This is a genomic window from Amycolatopsis sp. NPDC004772 (assembly GCF_053601215.1).
The window spans coordinates 19,053-35,720 of sequence record NZ_JBSGBK010000066.1; the positions used below are offsets into that span (position 1 = coordinate 19,053).

13 protein-coding genes are annotated in these 16,668 nt (G+C 73.0%); 5 read left to right on the forward strand and 8 right to left on the reverse strand.

Going from position 1 to position 16,668, the window contains the following annotated elements; genetic code table 11:
* Positions 1 to 2: 2 nt before the first annotated feature.
* The 3 genes from ACWEF6_RS30920 to ACWEF6_RS30930 all read right to left on the reverse strand — a co-directional run bounded on the left by ACWEF6_RS30920 (position 3) and on the right by ACWEF6_RS30930 (position 5,276).
* A complete protein-coding gene (locus ACWEF6_RS30920; protein ID WP_449686167.1) occupies positions 3 to 2,684 on the reverse strand; it encodes a bifunctional acetate--CoA ligase family protein/GNAT family N-acetyltransferase in 2,682 nt (893 codons plus the stop codon).
* 3 nt (positions 2,685 to 2,687) lie between these two features.
* Positions 2,688 to 3,857: an acetoin utilization protein AcuC gene (locus ACWEF6_RS30925; protein WP_449686168.1), complete on the reverse strand. Its 1,170-nt coding sequence runs from the start codon at positions 3,855 to 3,857 to the stop codon at positions 2,688 to 2,690.
* 573 nt (positions 3,858 to 4,430) lie between these two features.
* Positions 4,431 to 5,276: a sulfurtransferase gene (locus tag ACWEF6_RS30930; protein ID WP_449686169.1), complete on the reverse strand. Its 846-nt coding sequence runs from the start codon at positions 5,274 to 5,276 to the stop codon at positions 4,431 to 4,433.
* 215 nt (positions 5,277 to 5,491) lie between these two features.
* On the opposite strand from ACWEF6_RS30930, the gene ACWEF6_RS30935 reads away from it, so the two are divergent.
* From ACWEF6_RS30935 to galE, 3 genes are all read left to right on the forward strand, one after another.
* The gene (locus ACWEF6_RS30935) at positions 5,492 to 6,208 is read left to right on the forward strand and encodes a metal-dependent transcriptional regulator (RefSeq protein ID WP_086838114.1); all 717 of its coding nucleotides are present in this window, start codon (positions 5,492 to 5,494) and stop codon (positions 6,206 to 6,208) included.
* Complete coding sequence (gene galK / locus ACWEF6_RS30940) at positions 6,205 to 7,389, forward strand: galactokinase (RefSeq protein ID WP_449686170.1); 1,185 nt, start codon at positions 6,205 to 6,207, stop codon at positions 7,387 to 7,389. Before ACWEF6_RS30935 ends, galK begins: the two co-directional genes overlap by 4 nt.
* 99 nt (positions 7,390 to 7,488) lie before the next feature.
* The gene (gene galE, locus ACWEF6_RS30945; protein WP_449686171.1) at positions 7,489 to 8,469 is read left to right on the forward strand and encodes a UDP-glucose 4-epimerase GalE; all 981 of its coding nucleotides are present in this window, start codon (positions 7,489 to 7,491) and stop codon (positions 8,467 to 8,469) included.
* A 287-nt stretch (positions 8,470 to 8,756) separates the two neighbouring features.
* Here galE and ACWEF6_RS30950 read toward each other — a convergent pair whose 3' ends face one another.
* Together ACWEF6_RS30950 and ACWEF6_RS30955 are read right to left on the reverse strand one after the other, a co-directional pair.
* Positions 8,757 to 9,800 carry a DUF4192 domain-containing protein gene (locus tag ACWEF6_RS30950; protein ID WP_449686172.1) on the reverse strand — a complete coding sequence of 348 codons (1,044 nt, stop codon included), beginning with the start codon at positions 9,798 to 9,800 and terminating at the stop codon, positions 8,757 to 8,759.
* Between the two features lie 174 nt (positions 9,801 to 9,974).
* The gene (locus ACWEF6_RS30955; protein ID WP_449686173.1) at positions 9,975 to 10,829 is read right to left on the reverse strand and encodes a M23 family metallopeptidase; all 855 of its coding nucleotides are present in this window, start codon (positions 10,827 to 10,829) and stop codon (positions 9,975 to 9,977) included.
* A gap of 97 nt (positions 10,830 to 10,926) precedes the next feature.
* On the opposite strand from ACWEF6_RS30955, the gene ACWEF6_RS30960 reads away from it, so the two are divergent.
* Together ACWEF6_RS30960 and ACWEF6_RS30965 are read left to right on the forward strand one after the other, a co-directional pair.
* Positions 10,927 to 12,039: a sensor histidine kinase gene (locus ACWEF6_RS30960; protein ID WP_449686174.1), complete on the forward strand. Its 1,113-nt coding sequence runs from the start codon at positions 10,927 to 10,929 to the stop codon at positions 12,037 to 12,039.
* On the forward strand, positions 12,036 to 12,677 hold the full coding sequence (locus ACWEF6_RS30965) for a response regulator (protein WP_449686191.1): 642 nt from the start codon (positions 12,036 to 12,038) through the stop codon (positions 12,675 to 12,677). Before ACWEF6_RS30960 ends, ACWEF6_RS30965 begins: the two co-directional genes overlap by 4 nt.
* A 4-nt stretch (positions 12,678 to 12,681) precedes the next feature.
* On the opposite strand, the gene ACWEF6_RS30970 is transcribed toward ACWEF6_RS30965, so the two are convergent.
* From ACWEF6_RS30970 to ACWEF6_RS30980, 3 genes are read right to left on the reverse strand one after another with little or no spacing between them, the layout of a single operon-like run.
* Complete coding sequence (locus tag ACWEF6_RS30970) at positions 12,682 to 14,079, reverse strand: FAD-binding oxidoreductase (RefSeq protein WP_449686175.1); 1,398 nt, start codon at positions 14,077 to 14,079, stop codon at positions 12,682 to 12,684.
* A 57-nt stretch (positions 14,080 to 14,136) separates the two neighbouring features.
* Positions 14,137 to 14,802: a YdcF family protein gene (locus ACWEF6_RS30975; RefSeq protein WP_449686176.1), complete on the reverse strand. Its 666-nt coding sequence runs from the start codon at positions 14,800 to 14,802 to the stop codon at positions 14,137 to 14,139.
* Complete coding sequence (locus ACWEF6_RS30980; protein ID WP_449686177.1) at positions 14,802 to 16,598, reverse strand: Xaa-Pro dipeptidyl-peptidase; 1,797 nt, start codon at positions 16,596 to 16,598, stop codon at positions 14,802 to 14,804. The genes ACWEF6_RS30975 and ACWEF6_RS30980 overlap by 1 nt, the downstream gene beginning before the upstream one ends.
* Between the last annotated feature and the right edge of the window lie 70 nt (positions 16,599 to 16,668).

A 16,668-nucleotide genomic window follows, 5' to 3' on the forward strand; every position in this document is an offset into this window, starting at 1 on the left:
GGTCAGTCCTGGGGGTTGATCGCGCGCAGCCGGCGCGGGCCGGTGTCGGGCCGGGACGGCGGGGCGCCCAGCACCAGGCGGGCGTTGGCGACGAAGGCGCCGTCCGGCGAGGCCAGGATCGGGTCCAGCACCAGCGACCGCACCTCGGGGTTGTCCTCGGCCAGCGCGGCCACGCGCAGCACCATGTCCTGCAGCGCGGCGAGGTCGGCCGGCTCGTCGCCGCGGTAGCCGGTGAGCAGCGGCGCCGTGCGCGGCTCGCGCAGGAGCGTCGCGGCGTCGACGTCGGTGAGCGGCACGGCCCGGTAGGCGCGGTCGCCGAGCAGCGTGCTGACCAGGCCGGACAGCCCGAACGAGACGAGCGTGCCGAACGACGGGTCGTCCTGCAGCCCGATCACGCACGACAGGCCCTTCGGCGCCATCCGCTGGACGTACACCTCGTCGTCGCCGGAGACCTCGCGCAACGTCTCGTAGGCGGTGCGCACCGAGTCTTCGGAGGCCAGGTCGAGCCGGACACCGGCCAGGTCGGGCCGGCCGCGCAGCCGTTCGTCGACCGCCTTGAGCGTCACCGGGTAGCCGAGCTCGCCCGCCGCCGCCACCGCTTCGTCCACAGTGGACACGATGCGGAACGGCACGACGTCGATGCCGTAGCAGTCCAGCAGCCGCACGACTTCGGCGTCCGAAAGCAGCGTCGTCTTGCCGCTGTCGGCCTCGAGGAGCTCGCGCACGATGCCCTGCGCCTGCTCGGTGTGGATGCCTTGGGGCCGGATCAACGTGCCCTGCGGGCGTTGCCGCCACGCCGCGTACCGCACGACCCGGGCGAGGGCGTTCACCGCGCGTTCGGGGCTCGGGTACGACGGGATCGAGCCCCGCGTCGGCACGCCGTCGCGGGACAGCACGGCGAGTTCATCCGGCACGCCTTCGGCGGCGAGGAACGTCGAGACGATCGGCTTCCGCTGCCCCAGTTCGACGACGGTTTCGCGCAGGGCGCGCGCGTACGCGGTGCCGGGGATGGCGATCGGCGGCGCGAACACGACGACGAGCGCGTCGGTCTCCGGCGAGGTGAGGGCCTCGCGGACGGCCGTGGCGAACTCCTCCGGCGGCGCCTGCGGGCCGACGTCCACCGGGTCCGTGGCGAGCCGCAGGCCCTGCATCCGCGCGGTGTCGGCGGCCAGGAGCCCGATCGCGCTGGAGTTGCCGACGATGGCGACCCGCGGCCCGGCGGGCAGCGGCTGGTGGGCGAAGACGAGCGCGGTGTCGAACAGCTGCGCCAGCGACTCCACCCGGACGACCCCGGCCTGCTCGAACAGCGTCTGGACGCTGGCCTCGTCGATCTCGGTCGACGTCGCCGCGAGCTGCGGCCGGACCGCGTGCCGCCCGGACTTGACCGCGACGATCGGCTTCGTCCGGGCGAGCCGCCGGGCCAGCCGCGCGAACTTGCGCGGGTTGCCGAAGGACTCGAGGTACAGCAGCACGAGGTCGGTGTCCGGGTCGGTTTCCCAGTACTGGAGCAGGTCGTTGCCGGAGACGTCGGCGCGGTTGCCGGCCGAGACGAACGTCGACAGGCCGAGGCCGCGCGCTTCGGCGTCGGCGAGGATGGCGGTGCCCAGGGCGCCGGACTGGCAGAAGAAGCCGGTGCGCCCGCGGCCGGGCAACCGCGGCGCGAGCGTGGCGTTCAGCCGGATGCCGGGTGCGGTGTTGAGCACGCCGAGCGCGTTCGGGCCGACCACGCGCATGCCGTGCGCCCGCGCCTCGCCGACCAGCCGCAGCTCGGCGTGCAGGCCGTGCGGCCCGGCTTCGGCGAACCCGCTGGACAGGATCAGCAGCGTCTTCACGCCCTTGGCCAGGCAAGCGTCCAAAACGGACTCGACGGACTCGGCGGGCACCGCGACGACGGCCAGGTCGACCGGGTCCGGGATGTCCAGCACGGACGGGTACGCGCGGACGCCGCGGACCGAGCGGTGCTCGGCGTTGACCGGGTAGACGGTGCCGGTGAACGCGGCGACCAGGAGGTTCGCGAAGGCGACGTGCCCGACCTTGTTCGGTTCGGTGGACGCGCCGATCACGGCCACAGACGTCGGGTGCAGCAGGTTGTGCACGCTGCGGGCCTCGGCGGCCTGCTCCCGGGACCGCGCGACGGCGAGGGACTCCTCGGTCGCGTCGATGTCGAACTCCAGGTGCAGGACGCCTTCCTCGAATTCGCGGCTGACCTGGTACCCGGCGTCGCGGAAGACCCGCACCATGGCGGAGTTCTCGGCGAGCACCTCGGCGACGAACCGGCGCAGCCCGCATTCGGACGCGGCCGCGGCGAGGTGTTCGAGCAGGATCGAGCCGAGCCCGCGGCCCTGGTGGGCGTCGCTGACGACGAAGGCGACCTCCGCCGACGGCCCGTGGTCGAGCCGTTCGTACCGCCCGACGGCGACGATGTCGTCGCCCAGGAAGGCGGCGAACGCGACCCGGTCGTGGTGGTCGACGGTCGAGAAGCGCTTCAGGTCCTTTTCGGGGATCCGCGGGTAGGCGCCGAAGTAGCGGAAGTAGCGGGTGCGTTCGGAGAGCTTCGCGTGGAAGGCGACGAGGCCGTCGGCGTCGGAGGGCACGACCGGCCGCAGGTGGACGGTGCCGCCGTCGGACAGCACGACGTCGGCCTCCCAGTCGCGGGGGTAGTCGAAGGGATCCCGTCCGGCCATCGGTCAGTCCCTGGGGTCGTCCGGATCGAGGCCGTGCAGCGGGAAGACGGCCCGGCGCGTGTCCCGGACGGCGATGTCGACCGGGTCGTCCTCGCCGTCCCCCCACGGCTTGAACTGCGTGTCGCGGTCGTCGGACATGGTCTGCGGAAGTTCGGCGTGCGGGGCGGCCTTGGTGACGGCTTCCCGCCAGCCGGGCGGCAGCGGCGTCGCGGGATCGACGTCCCGGTCGAGGACGGTGGCGATCAGGTGCGTCCAGGACCGCGGGACGACCCGGATCAGCTGGTAGCCACCCCCGCCGACGGCGATCCATTTCCCGCCGGAGTAGGTCTCGGCGAGGTCCCGGAGGGTGGCGTAGATGGTCCGGTGCCCGTCGACGGACAGGGAGAGATCGGCGAGGGGGTCTTCTTCGTGCGAGTCGACGCCGCACTGGGTGAAGAGCAGCTGCGGTTCGAAGTCGGCGAGGAGGGAGGGAACGACGGCGTGGAAGGCCCGCAGCCAGCCGGGATCTCTGGTGCGTGGCGGCAGCGGGACGTTGACGGAGGTGCCGTCGGCCTTCCCGCGGCCGGTCTCGGCGGAGTAGCCGGTGCCGGGCCAGAGCGTGAACGGGTGCTGGTGCATGGAGATGGTGAGGACGCGCGGGTCGTCGTAGAAGGCGGCTTGGACGCCATCGCCGTGGTGGACGTCGGTGTCGATGTAGGCGATGCGCTCGAAGCCGTGGTCGAGCAGCCACGAGATGGCGACGGCACAGTCGTTGTAGACGCAGAACCCGGCGGCCTGGTCCCGCATGGCGTGGTGCAGCCCCCCGGCGATGTTGACGGCCCGCGTGGCTTCCCCTTCGGCAACCTTCCGCGCGGCGAGCAGCGTCGACCCGACGACGAGGGCGGAGGCATCGTGCATGTCGGAGAAGACGGGGTTGTCGGAGGTCCCGAGCCCATGCCCGACATCCCACCCGACCAGAGGAGCCTCCCGCACGGCGGCGAGGTATTCGGGGGCGTGGATCCGCAGGAGTTCCTCGTCCCCGGCCCCGGTGGGGACGAGCAGTTCGACGTCCTGAAGCACGCCGAGCTCGGTGGCCAGCCGGACGGTGAGCTCCAGCCGCACGGGATTGAACGGGTGATCCCCACCCAGGTCATAACCCAGCAGGGCCCGATCCCAGACAACGGCCGGCGACATGCGGTCGACTCTAGTGCGGATCGCGGGGCTGCGTGGAGTGGACGGGGCTCGCGGGGTGGGCGGGTGGGCTCGTGGTGGGGGCTCGGGGTGGGGGCTCGGGGTGGGTGGGCGGTTCCTGCTGGGGTGCGGGGTCGCTGCCCGGCGGGACACGGCCCGGCGGACCGGCGGCGGACCGCCGTCTGGGTTGGGTAGGCACCCGCGGCTCGGCCAGGGACACGACGGCTCGGCCCGGGGACACGGCGGCTCGGCCCGGGGACACGGCGGCTCGGCCAGGCGGGCGGGCCGTCCCCGGGGCTGGGTAGGCGCAGGCGGGGCTTGGCGCGAGTGGTCGGGATCGGCCAGGCCGCCCCACGCGGCGGGGACCGCTCGGCGAGGACGCCCCCGGCCGAGTTCGGGTCGCTCGGCTCGGTGGGCGGCCGCGCCTCGCTCCGAGTACCGGCGCAAACACGGCTCGGCTCGGCTGGATGCCCCTTGCCGGGCTGCGGCCGCCGCTCGGCCTGGCGCCAGGGTGGCTGAGCCGGAGATGGGTGCCCGCCGCTGGGTGATGGGCGGTGCTCGGCCCTGACCCGGGGCTCAGCCGGGGAGGGGACCCGTTGCTGCTGGGCGGGCCGGGTCCCGGGACCAGTGGGACCACGAGCCCGCATAGAGGCCCGCTCGCGGGTGGCCTGCCAGCTCCAAAGCCAAGACCACCGAGCTCGCCGTCACCCCTGAGCCGCAGTACGCGGCTACCGGCTCTCCCGGGCGGAGGCCCAGGCCTGCGAACCTCTTCGCCAGCTCGGCCGGGGGGCGCCAGCGGCCGTCCTCGCCCACGTGGGCGGCGAAGGGGGCGTTCACCGCGCCCGGGATGTGGCCTGCTCGGGGGTCCACCGGCTCTGTCTCGCCCGTGTACCTCGGTTCTGCGCGAGCGTCCAGCAGGAGGCCGTCGCGGGCCAGGGCTGCTGCCTCGTCCGCGTCCAGGACCGGCATGGCTCCCGGGCGGACCGTCAGGTCGCCCGGCTCCGGGCTTGCCTCCTCCGTGCTCACCGGGTGACCCTCGGCCGTCCACGCCGCGTAACCGCCGTCCAGGACCGCCACCTCTTCGTGGCCCGCCCAGCGCAGGAGCCACCAGGCCCTCGCCGCCACCGAGCCGTCCGCGTCGTCATACGCCACCACCGGGGCGCCCTCCCTGACCCCGACCGCGCGCAGATCGCGCTGCAGGTCCGCCGGGTCGGGCAGGGGGTGCCGGCCGCCCTCGCCCGGCTTGCCCGCCAAGACTTTGTCGAGGTCGGTGAACACCGCTCCGGGTACGTGGCCCTCTCGGTAGGACTCGGCGCCGGGCGGGCCGGCGAGCCGCCAGCGGACGTCGAGGACCACGGGGCGGTCCCCGGCCGGGCCGGCCAGCGCGGCGGCCAGTTCGGTGGTGCTGATCAGCGGACGCATGCCTCCCATCTTCCAGCGACCGCCCGCCCGGGCGCGCCGGGGTGGCGGACATCTCCCCCACCGGCGCGTCCGCACCGATCCGGCCGGGAACAGGCCGTCCACCGCCCGGCGCGTGACCAGTGCCGGGGCGTCCCCGGCCGCGACCGTGGCCGGATCGGTGACCATCGGCGCGGTAGCCCCGAGGGCCGCCGCCGCTGCCGGGGTCAACGACTACGATGAGCAACGCGGACGAAGGGGACAGCGTGAACGATCTCATCGACACCACCGAGATGTACTTGCGTACCATTTACGAGCTCGAAGAAGAAGGTGTCGTTCCGCTGCGCGCCCGCATCGCCGAGCGCCTGCAGCAGAGCGGCCCGACCGTGAGCCAGACCGTCGCCCGGATGGAGCGTGACGGGCTGGTCGTGGTCGCCGACGACCGGCACCTGCAGCTGACCGACCACGGCCGGGAACTGGCCATCGCCGTCATGCGCAAGCACCGCCTCGCCGAGCGCCTCCTCGTCGACGTGATCGGGCTCGAGTGGGAGCACGTGCACAACGAGGCGTGCCGGTGGGAGCACGTGATGAGCGAGGCCGTCGAGCGCAAGCTGGTCAAGCTGCTCGACCACCCGACCACCTCCCCCTACGGCAACCCGATCCCCGGCCTCGACAAGCTGGGCGACGGCGAACCGGCGCCGCCCGCCGAGGCCGACCTGGTCCGGCTCGACGAGTTCGCCCGCACCGGCGGCGGCCGCGTCGAGATCCGGCGCATCGCCGAGCACGTCCAGCTGGACGAGTCGCTGATGACCGAGCTCAAGTCCGTCGGCATCGTGCCCGGTGGCACGGTCACCGTCGGCAAGGCCAACGGCGGCACCATCGAGGTCACCGGCGGGGACACCACCGCCCAGGTCGCCAGCTCCGCGCTGCACGCCGTGCTGGCGCAGGCCCGATGAGCCCCGCTTCGGAGGCCGTGGCGGCGTTCCGCACGGTCCACGGCAAGGCACCGGCCGGCGTCTGGTCGGCGCCCGGCCGCGTCAACCTGATCGGCGAGCACACCGACTACAACGACGGCTTCGTGCTGCCGTTCGCCCTGCCGCACCGGCTGGCCGTGGCGGCGTCGCCCCGCGAGGACGGCATCCTGTCCGTGGCCACTCTGGGCGACGACGGCCAGCTCCAGCGCTCCGGTGAGCTCAAGATCGCCGACCTGGCGCCGGGCTCCGTCGACGGGTGGGCCGCGTACCCCGCGGGCGTCGCCTGGGTGCTGCGCGACCAGGGGTTCGCGAACGGGGCCGACCTGGTCATCGCCGGGGACGTGCCGTCGGGGGCGGGCCTGTCCTCCTCCCACGCGCTCGAGTGCGCAGTGTCGCTGGCGCTGCTCGGCCTGGCCGGCATCGAGGTCGACGGCAGCCGGGACGACGTCCCGGCGCGGCCCGAGATCGCGCGGTGGGTGCAGCGGTCGGAGAACGACTTCGTCGGCGCGCCCACCGGCCTGCTCGACCAGACGGCGTCGCTCTGCTGCACCGAGTCGCACGTGCTGTTCCTCGACGTCCGGTCGGGTGAGCAGGAACAGGTGCCGTTCGGCCTCGCCGAGGCCGGGCTGCAGGTGCTGATCATGGACACCCGCACCAAGCACTCGCACGCCGAAGGCGGCTACGGCGAGCGCCGCCGCGGCACCGAACGGGCGGCCGAGCTGCTCGGGGTGAAGGCGCTGCGCGACGTCACCGTCGAAGGCCTCTCCGACGCCCTCGACCGGCTGCCGGAGGACCTGGCGCCGCTGGTGCGGCACGTCGTCACCGAGAACCAGCGGGTGCTCGAGACGGTCGAGCTGCTGCGCGCCGGGCGGCTGGCCGACATCGGGCCGTACCTGGACGCCTCGCACGTCAGCATGCGCGACGACTACCGGATCTCCACGGCCGAGCTGGACCTCGCGGTCGACTCGGCCCGGGCGGCCGGTGCGCTCGGCTCGCGGATGACCGGCGGCGGCTTCGGCGGCTCGGCGATCGCGCTGGTCCGCGACGCCGATCTGGACCGGGTCAAGGAGGCCGTCGAGGCGGCCTACGAAAAGGCCGGCTACCGGCGGCCGCGGATGTTCACGGCGGTGCCCTCGCGCGGCGCCGGCCGCGACGAGCTCTGACACCGCGCGGGTCCGCCCGGGGCAACCCCCGCGCGGACCCGCGCGTCGGGCAGGGGGAAGACTGTGGCGCACAGTCACCCTCGGCAGGAAGGCCTGGATGTGTCGGAGCAGAGCAACGCCCTGAAGCTGGTCGTGACGGGCGGAGCCGGGTACGTCGGAAGTGTCTGCGCCGCCCGGCTGGTCGAAGCGGGGCACCAGGTCACGGTCGTCGACGACCTGTCCACCGGGCACGCCGACGCCGTTCACCCGGACGCGCGGTTCATCGAAGGCGACGCCGCCGAGGTGGCGGGCAGCCTGCTGCGCGAGGGCTTCGACGGCGTGCTGCACTTCGCGGCGAAGTCGCTGGTCGGCGAGTCGATGACGGAGCCGGCGAAGTACTGGGAAGGCAACGTCGTCACGTCGCTGCGGCTGCTCGAGGCCATGCAGGAGCACGGCACGCCGCGGCTGGTGTTCTCCTCGACGGCGGCGACCTACGGCGAGCCGGAGCAGTCGCCGATCCCGGAGACGGCGCCGACCCGGCCGACCAACACCTACGGCGCCACGAAGCTCGCCATCGACGCCGCGATCACCAGCTTCGCCGTCGCGCACGGCCTGGCGGCGGTGAGCCTGCGGTACTTCAACGTCGCGGGGGCGTACGGCGCCTTCGGCGAGCGCCACACCACGGAAACCCATCTGATTCCTCTCGTTCTGCAGGTCGCTTCGGGCGACCGCGAGCGCATCCAGATCTACGGCGACGACTACCCGACGCCGGACCACACGGCGGTGCGCGACTACATCCACGTGGTGGACCTCGCGGACGCGCACCTGCTGGCGCTGAAGCACGCCACCGCGGGCGAGCACCGCATCTACAACCTGGGCAACGGCACCGGGTTCTCCGTTCTCGAGGTGATCGAGGCCTGCCGGGCGGTGACCGGCCACCCGGTGCCGGCCGCGGTGGCTCCGCGGCGGGCGGGCGACCCGTCGGTGCTCGTGGCGGCCAGCAACCGGGCGCGCGAGGAACTGGGGTGGAAGCCGGAGCGGACCGAGCTCGCCGGGATCGTCCGGGACGCTTGGGAATTCACCCAGGCTCGGCGGGGCTGATGACCTCGGCGGGCTGGGGCTTTGCGCCCCGGCCCGCGGAGGTGGTGGGTCGAAACGCTGCGCTCGGCTCCGGAGCTGGCTGGCCTGCGGACTTCGGCAGGTGAGGAACTGGGGTGAAAGCCGCAGCGGACCGAACTGGCCGCGATCGTCCGGGACGCTTAGGAGTTCACCCAGACTCGGCGGGGGCTGGTGACGGCATGGCGGCCTCACCCGACCGCCCGGCCGGCCAGCTCCCACAGCCATCCGGCCGGGGATCCACAGAGGACGGCTCGCCGAGCCGAAGGGACTCATGCCGCCTGGTCCAGGTCGAAGTCTGCCGGCTCCAGGCCGAAGCCGACCAAGGGGCCCGCCGCCGCTGTCGCCAGGCCGCGGATTACTTCCGGTGGTGTTCCGGTGTCCAGGACCCTTCTCAGCAGGGATGCCAGGAGGTGGCCGGGGGCTGCCTCCAGGGCGTTGTCCAGGGCCATGCCCGCGAAGGCTCCGTCGCCGCGGAGGTAGGCCGTGAACCCCAGCAACGCCGCCGGCTCCGCTCGGTGCGGGGGTGGGATTTCGCGGACCAACGTCAGCCAGACGCGCTCCGCCACCCGGGCCGATGCGTCGCCCGCGGGTACCGCCATCGCCAAGCACATGTCGCGGATTTCCGGCCGCTCCAACGCTCTTGCCAGCTGGACCGCTTCCTCGTCCGTCGGCGGGCCTTCGTGCCGGCGCTGGCGCAGGAACGCCTCCCGGACCACCGTGGCCGCGTCATCGACGGTTGTCTCGTCCGGGGATGTCAAGCGGGACAAGCGATCCGCGCGGCGAGTGAGAGCCTCGGGCGACCTCGGGGCCAGCAGCTCCTCGAGCTCCTCGCGGCTGTCGAACGCCACCGTGCCGCGCTCGGTTGCGGCCGCCGCCACGACCGTTGCGCTCGGGTCCGGCAATTCGCCACCACATCCTTCCGTGCGGTAGCACGCCCAGGGTGCGCCCTTGGTGATTTCGGGCGCCCACAGGGCGTGCAGCACCGGAAGACCGCACTCCCCCAGCACCCGCTCCAGTTCGTCGAGGAAATCCCGGTGCGGCGGCGGCTTTCCGGGTCTTCGCTCGCCGCCGACGATCACCAGTGTCACGCCGATGTGGTGGCCCGCGGCGAACGCCGGGACCATCGCCTGTGCCTGGTGGGCCTGATGTTCCGGGCTGGGCAGGTCACCGCGCAGCACCAGGCCCGGGCGGTTGCCCGGGTGCCGGTGGCCGAGCAGGACGACGGATTCCTCGGGGCGGAAGCCGATCAGGTACGGGAGCGCGGCCAGCAGCTGCGCGGGATCGCGGAGGTCGGCTCGCGTGGTTGTGGTCATGCCTCCACGATGCGGCAGAACCGGTCCGGACGGGGCGGTGGCGGGAAATCTGTGGATGGCCGGGGCCGATGTGGACGGAATTCGCCCGGCCACGGCCGGGTAGGCCGTTCCTGTCGGTGGGGCGGGCTATGCTGCCCGGCCCCACCGGCCGAACGGGGTCCGGAATCCCGGACGTCAGTCGCAGTGCTCGAACCCGCTCTCGTAGGTGTTGGCGCCCACCGAGCCACCCCACTTCACGCAGGTCGAGTCGGCGGTCTTCTTCACCGGCCCGGCGTAGTAGGTGAAGCTGCCGGAATCGGTCACCCGGGCCGAACCCTGGACCTCGAGGAACGCCGAGACGGCGCTGGCCGTGCCGAGCGACGTGGCTTTCAGCGTGGTCACGCAGTTCGCCTTGGTGGAAGCGTTGTACAGCAGGTAGGCCGTGCCCGAGGAGTTGGCCAGCGCCTGCTGGTCCACCACGGAGAAGCCGTCGCCGCACACCTCTTCGGCCGAGTACGGGTTGCCGCCGCAGCCGTTCTTGCTCGTGAAGTTGGTGTGGCCGTAGTACGGCACCGCGACGCCGTTCAGCTTGGCCTTCTGCACCACGCCGTCCAGGCGCTCTTCGAAGTGCAGGTGCGGGCCGGTGACGCCGCCGGTCGCGCCCGCCTTGCCGATCTGCTTGCCGCCCACGACCGACTGCCCGACGGAGACCTCCTGGGCCGACAGGTGCGCGTAGCGGGTCTTCCAGCCGCCACCGTGGTCCAGCTCGATCCACTTGCCGTAGCTCGTGCCGCCTTCGTCGGCCACCCGGGTCACCGTGCCCGACGCCGAGGCGAGCACCGGCATGCCGGTGATGCCGTCCTTCTGGAAGTCGACCGAGTACGCCGGGCTGTGCCCGCTGAACGTCGCGGCCGTCACGGTGACGCCGCACTTGAACGGCACCTGGAAGTTCGGCGCGGCCGAGGCCGTCGTCTGACCGGCGAGGGAGAGGCCGAGCGCGGGCAGCGCCGCGGCGGCGGCGATCAGGGCGAGCCGTCGCAACTTGGACATGGGAGGAACCTCCTTGACAAACGGGACAACTTGACACCACGAAGGGAAGTCCCCGTCGGTACATTTTCCGTACAAGCACTCGCGGAGGACTGCCGAAATGACGACCCGACCAGGCGGATACCCCCGGGCCCAGCGCTGGGCGCGCTGGGCTCTCGTCGCCGTGCCGATGGTCGCCGCCATGCCCCGCGCGGACCTGCGGGCGTGGCTGCTGATCGGCGTCACCCTCGTGCTGTCGATCCCGCTGCTGTGGATCCACGACACCCGCGTCCCGCCGCTGGCGGCCGCCCTTCCGCTCGCCGTGATCGCCAGCACGGGCACGCTCTGGGTGCTGCTGCCGAGCAGCTGGGTGTCGGTGGCGATGTTCAGCACGACGTTCTTCGTGGTGCTGCGCCAGTCCACGGTCCCGATCGTGCTGGCGGTCGTGCTCGACGTCGCGGCGGTCACGGCCGGGGCGGCCCGGTACCACGTGTGGGAAGGCGCGCTGTCGACGTACGCGGTCCTCGCCGTGGTCGTGCTGATGGGCCTCAACCGGCGGGCCCGCCTCGCCCGCCTCGAACAGACCGAGCTGGCGCTGGCTCGCGCGCAGACCGCCAACGAGGAGCACGCCCGCGCGGCCGCCCTCGCCGAACGCGCCCGCATTGCCCGCGAGCTGCACGACGTCCTGGCGCACTCCTTGGCCGGGCTCTCGCTGAACCTGCAGGGCGCGCGCCTGATGCTGGTGCGCGACGGCGCGAGCCCGGACGCGGTCGCCCAGATCGAACGCGCACAGACCCTGGCCTCGGAAGGGCTCGCCGAAGCGCGCAAGGCCGTGGCCGCGCTGCGCGAGGACGCCGTCGGCGTGGAACGCGCGATCGCGGACCTTCTGGCCGCCTACCGGCTGGACAGCGGGGCCCGCGCGGACCTCGCGGTCGAAGGACGGCCGCGCGAGCTCGCTCCGGCCGTCGGTACCGCGCTGGTCCGCGCGGTGCAGGAAGCATTGGCCAACACGCGCAAGCACGCGCCGCAGGCCGAAGTGGACGTCACGCTCGGCTATGCCGACAAGTCCGTGGAGCTGACCGTGGCCGACCGGCAGGGCAGGCGGCCACCGGACGCGGCGGCGGCAGGCTACGGTTTGCGCGGGATGGGCGAACGGGTCGCGCTGCTCGACGGGCGCCTGGACAGCGGGCCGGGGGAGGACGGATGGCGGATTCACCTGACGGTGCCGGCGTGACGCTGCGCGTCGTGCTGGCCGACGACCAGGCGGTGGTCCGGGAAGGCCTGGTCACACTGCTCGGGCTGCTGCCCGGCGTCGAGGTGGTCGGCGCCGCCGCCGACGGACTGGCCGCGCTCGACCTCGTCGCCGCCCACCACCCCGACGTCGTGCTGGTGGACCTGCGGATGCCGCGTTGCGACGGCGTCGAGACCACCGAACGGATCCGGGCCGAGCACCCCGGCACCGAGGTCGTCGTGCTCACCACGTATGCCGACGACGAGTCGCTGCTGGCCGCGCTGCGGGCCGGCGCCCGCGGGTTCCTGACCAAGGACGCCGACGCCGAGTCCATCGCGCGGGCCCTGCGCTCGGCCGCCGCCGGGCAGTCCACAGTGGACGGCGAGTTGCAGCGGCGGCTCGTCGAAGCCGCCGCCCGCAGCACCCCGCCGCGCGTCCGGGAGGTCGAGGGCCTGACCGCCCGCGAGATCGAGGTGCTGCGGCTGATCGCGGCGGGCCTGTCGAACACCGAGATCGCCCGCACGCTGGTGGTGAGCGAGGCGACCGTGAAGACCCACGTGAACCACCTGTTCGCCAAAGCCGGGCTGCGCGACCGCGCGCAAGCGGTCGCGTTCGCCTACCGGACGGGCATCGCCGGCTGAGCCGTCACGGCGCGGGCCGGATGTTCGCGTTGTGGTGGAACACGTTCCGCGGGTCGTAGGCCGCCTTGATCCGGGCCAGCCGCGCGTACTTCTCCGGGCCGTACGACGTCCGCACGCGGTCGGCTTCGTACTCGGCCATGAAGTTGACGTAGCCCGCCGAGTTGGACGAGACCGGCACCAGCGCTTCCCAGAACTCGCGCACCCACGCGCGGTCCACGGCGTACGGCTCCGGCTCGGCCGCGAGCGAGTCGATGTTGATCAGGATGCTTTCGCGCCGCGGGCCGCCGAAGGCCGTGGCGTCGTCGGCGACCTCCGTGAAGGCGCCACGCATCGCGAAGATCGGCATGAGCGACAGCGGGGACGTCTTGCGCGGCAGGAAGTCCGCGATCACCTCGATGACTTCGTCGGTGAAACCGTCGGCGTAAGCGGCCTTCTCGTAGGCGAGGATGCCCCACGGCGCGGCGCCGTCGAGCATCCGCTGCAGTTCCACGTACGGGATCGGCGAGACGAACTCGAACAGCGACGCCGGCCCCGACCGCGCCGCCGCGACCGCCTCGGCGTGCCGCTCCTCTCCCTCGAAGCCGGCGATCAGCACGGCGTAGCCCGGCCGGAAGTGGAACAGCTCCGGGACGAACGGCGCGGGCGGCGCGTTGAGCCCGGCCACCAGCACGCCCAGCTCGCCCGGCAACGTCCGGAGCAGTTCCCGGGCGTGGCGCAGCGCGGCCACGCCGTCGTCGAGGCCGTAGAAGAACAGTCCCAGGTGGACGATCGGCCCGATCGGGTGCAGCCGGAACTCGAACTCGGTGACGACGCCGAAGTTGCCGCCGCCTCCGCGCAGCGCCCAGAACAGGTCGGTGTGCTCCTCCGCCGACACGCGCAGGATCTCGCCGTCGGCCGTGACGAGCTGGGCCGAGAGCAAGTTGTCGCACGACATCCCGTGCTTGCCGGTGAGCCAGCCGAAGCCCCCGCCGAGGGTCAGCCCGCCGACGCCGGTGTGGCTGATCGTGCCGCCCGGCACCGCGAGCGCGTACTCCTGCGTGGCCGTGTCGAGCTGCGCCCACGTCGTCCCGCCGCCGCAGCGGGCGGTCCGGCCCTCCGGGTCGACGCTGATCGCGTCGAGCGAGCTCAGGTCGAGGCAGAGACCGCCGTCGACGACCGCCGCGCCGCCGTAGTTGTGCCCGCCGCCGCGCACCGAGACCTCGAGGCCGGCTTCACGCGCGTACGCGAGCGCTGCCGCCACGTCCGCGGGCCCGGCGGGCCGCACCACCACCGCGGGGCGGCGGTCGATCTCCCCGTTCCAGACCGACCGGGCGACGTCGTAGCCCGGTTCGCCGTCGGTCAGCACGGCGCCGGACAGCTGGGTGCGCAGGCTCTCCAAGGTGGGTTCGGCGGTCGAGGTCATGGCGGGTCCTCTCGCAGCGGACGGAACGCCGGTAAGTCGCCTGACCTGCGAAAATCGTTACAGTGAGTGATCGTCACCGCGGAGGGTGACCAACCGCTGCGTGAACCCGGCCTCGACCAGCCGGCCGAACGCCCGCTCGACACCGGGCGGGACGCGCTGCGGGATCGCGAAGCCCCGCTCGGCGTACTCGGTGATCCGCTGGGTCTCGCCGACGAGCATGCCGATCACGCGCTCGGCGTCCTCTTCCCCGCTGACGTGGTCTTCGAACGAAGCCGCCTTCGACGCGCACACGACGTCGACGCCGGGCCAGAGCCGCTTGGCAGTCGCGTAGGCACGGCGCTGCTGGTACGGCCGCGTCACCAGGGTCACGGACCCGATCCCCCGGCCGGCCAGCAGCCGGCGGGTGAACACGATGTTCTCCCCGGTGTTGCGGGCCTCGGGTTCGACCAGGATCGCCTCGTCCGGCACGCCCAGCTCGAGGGCGATTTCGCGGTAGTGGACCGCTTCGCCGCGCGGGAAGCGGTCCACCGTCGTCGGGGCGTTGGCGCCGGTGAACACGACCAGCGGGAAGCACCCGGCGTGGAACAGCTCCGCCGCGTGCACGGCCACGCCGGGATCACGGCTGCCGAGCCCGATCCCGGCGTCCGACCGCCGCGGCGCGTGCCGCAGGTCGTGGTAGTCCCACAACGTGCGGACGTCGGCCCGGACCTGCTCCGGCAGCATCAGCCGAACGCGGCCCGCAGCGCCGGCTTGCCGCCCGTGACCGGGAGGATGACCGACGTCTTCGTGAGGTCGAGCGCGAGCCCGGCGCCCGGCTTCGGCCGCAGCGTGTAGTCGTGGTCGCTGGAGGCGACCAGGACCTCCAGCCGGTGGCCCGCCGCGAGGATGTAGTCCTTCGGCATCAGGTCGACGCCGATCCGGTAGGTCTGTCCCGGCGTGATCGGCTCGGTGCGGGCCGGCGACGTGCGGTTCTGCGGGTCGGTCCAGCCGCGGCTGATCACGTGGGACGTGCCGTCGGGGGCGCGGTCGAGCAGGATCGCCGAGACGTTCGCCGCCGGCCGGTCGAACGCCAGCGCCAGGTCGGCGCGGGCCGTACCGGAGAGGCGGACGGCCTGCTTCGCCGCCGGAGTCGCGTACAGCAGCCGGTTGCCGGAGGAGGCGAGACCGGCCAGCTGCTCGATCGTCTTCGACGAGTCGTCGGCGAGGGTTTCCACGGCCGCCGTGCCCGGGACCGGGTTGCGCGTGTCGATCGTGCCCTTCGAACGGCCGCCCGGCCACGGGTACACGCGGACGTCGGCGGTGCCCGGCGCCGGCCAGTCGGCCTCGTCGGCCCACGACTTGTCCTCGCGCTGGATCGTCGCCTTCGGCTCGTTCTGGATGCCGTTGTCGATGCCGTAGAGGTAGTGGGACAGCCACTTGTTCAACGTCGCGAGCCAGACGTCGCGGCGCAGCGAGTAGGGGTCGGCGTGCCCGGACTGGTGCAGCCAGATCTTGTGCTCGACGCCGCGGGCCTTGAGCGCCTCGTACCAGGTCGCGACCTGGTCGGTCTTGACGTTCCAGTCGTTGAGGCCGTGCACCGCGAGCACCGACGCGCGCACCTTGCCGACGTCGTTGCGGTAGTTGCGGACGTCCCAGAACGGCGTGTAGTCGCCGGTGACCCGGTCCTGGTCGCGGGTCAGCCCGTCGATCACCGACCGGCAGGCCTGCCGGTCCGCGCGGGTGTAGACGTACTCGGCGAGCACGTCGGCGTCCTCGCCCTGGAACCCGCCGGCCGCGACGACCGCGCCGTCGTTGCGGTAGTAGTCGTACCAGCTGGAGATGGCCGCGATCGGCACGATCGTCTCGAGGCCCTGGACGCCGGTGCTCGCGACGGCGTTGGGCAGCGTCCCGTTGTAGGAGACGCCCATCATGCCGGTCTTGCCCGTCGTCCAGTCCGCCTTCGCCGCGGCGCCGTTCGCGTCCTTCGCGCTCGTGCGGCCGTTGAGCCAGTCGACGACCGAACGGGCGCCGATCGTCTCGTTGACGTCACCGGTGGTCGGGCAGCCGGTGGAGAGCCCGCTGCCGAGCGATTCGCCGTAGACGACGGCGAACCCGCGCGCGGTGAAGTAGTCCTGGTAGCGCCAGGTGATCGGGGTGGCCGGGCCGACGCCGTGCGCGGCGACGCGCGGGCCTTCCGGGCCGCGGGCGTACCCGGGCGCGTAGAGCTCGACGTCGACGTTGTGGTTCGCGACGTCGTTGCCGCCGGCGTAGTACGGGCTGGCCTGGTAGACGACGGGGACCTTCAGGCCCTGCTGGGTCGCGCGCGGGCGCACGACCTGGGCGTGCACGAGGTCGTCGGCGCCGTCGTGGTCGCTGTCGACGGGCGCGGTGACCCAGACGTCCTCGCGGACGACGTCGGCCGGGTCGAACACCGGTTGCGCCTGGCCCCCGGTGAACACCGGGGCCGGTGGCGCGGCTTCGGCGACGCCCGCGGTCAGCGGGAGCGCGAGGACGGCGGCGAGCAGGACTGCGGCTTTCACTCAAACCCCCAAGCCGGGCGAAGCGGACGCCTGAAGACACTTCCGGTCCGCCCGCGGGGGTGTCAAGAGA

What these genes read in the sequence shown, in the direction of transcription:
- ACWEF6_RS30920 (WP_449686167.1), bottom strand. Translation starts at nt 2,684, where the DNA reads ATGGCCGGACGGGATCCCTTCGACTACCCCCGCGACTGGGAGGCCGAC.
- ACWEF6_RS30935 (WP_086838114.1), top strand. Translation starts at nt 5,492, where the DNA reads ATGAGCAACGCGGACGAAGGGGACAGCGTGAACGATCTCATCGACACC.
- galK (WP_449686170.1), top strand. Translation starts at nt 6,205, where the DNA reads ATGAGCCCCGCTTCGGAGGCCGTGGCGGCGTTCCGCACGGTCCACGGC.
- ACWEF6_RS30930 (WP_449686169.1), bottom strand. Translation starts at nt 5,276, where the DNA reads ATGCGTCCGCTGATCAGCACCACCGAACTGGCCGCCGCGCTGGCCGGC.
- ACWEF6_RS30950 (WP_449686172.1), bottom strand. Translation starts at nt 9,800, where the DNA reads ATGACCACAACCACGCGAGCCGACCTCCGCGATCCCGCGCAGCTGCTG.
- ACWEF6_RS30970 (WP_449686175.1), bottom strand. Translation starts at nt 14,079, where the DNA reads ATGACCTCGACCGCCGAACCCACCTTGGAGAGCCTGCGCACCCAGCTG.
- ACWEF6_RS30975 (WP_449686176.1), bottom strand. Translation starts at nt 14,802, where the DNA reads ATGCTGCCGGAGCAGGTCCGGGCCGACGTCCGCACGTTGTGGGACTAC.
- ACWEF6_RS30925 (WP_449686168.1), bottom strand. Translation starts at nt 3,857, where the DNA reads ATGTCGCCGGCCGTTGTCTGGGATCGGGCCCTGCTGGGTTATGACCTG.
- ACWEF6_RS30960 (WP_449686174.1), top strand. Translation starts at nt 10,927, where the DNA reads ATGACGACCCGACCAGGCGGATACCCCCGGGCCCAGCGCTGGGCGCGC.
- ACWEF6_RS30955 (WP_449686173.1), bottom strand. Translation starts at nt 10,829, where the DNA reads ATGTCCAAGTTGCGACGGCTCGCCCTGATCGCCGCCGCCGCGGCGCTG.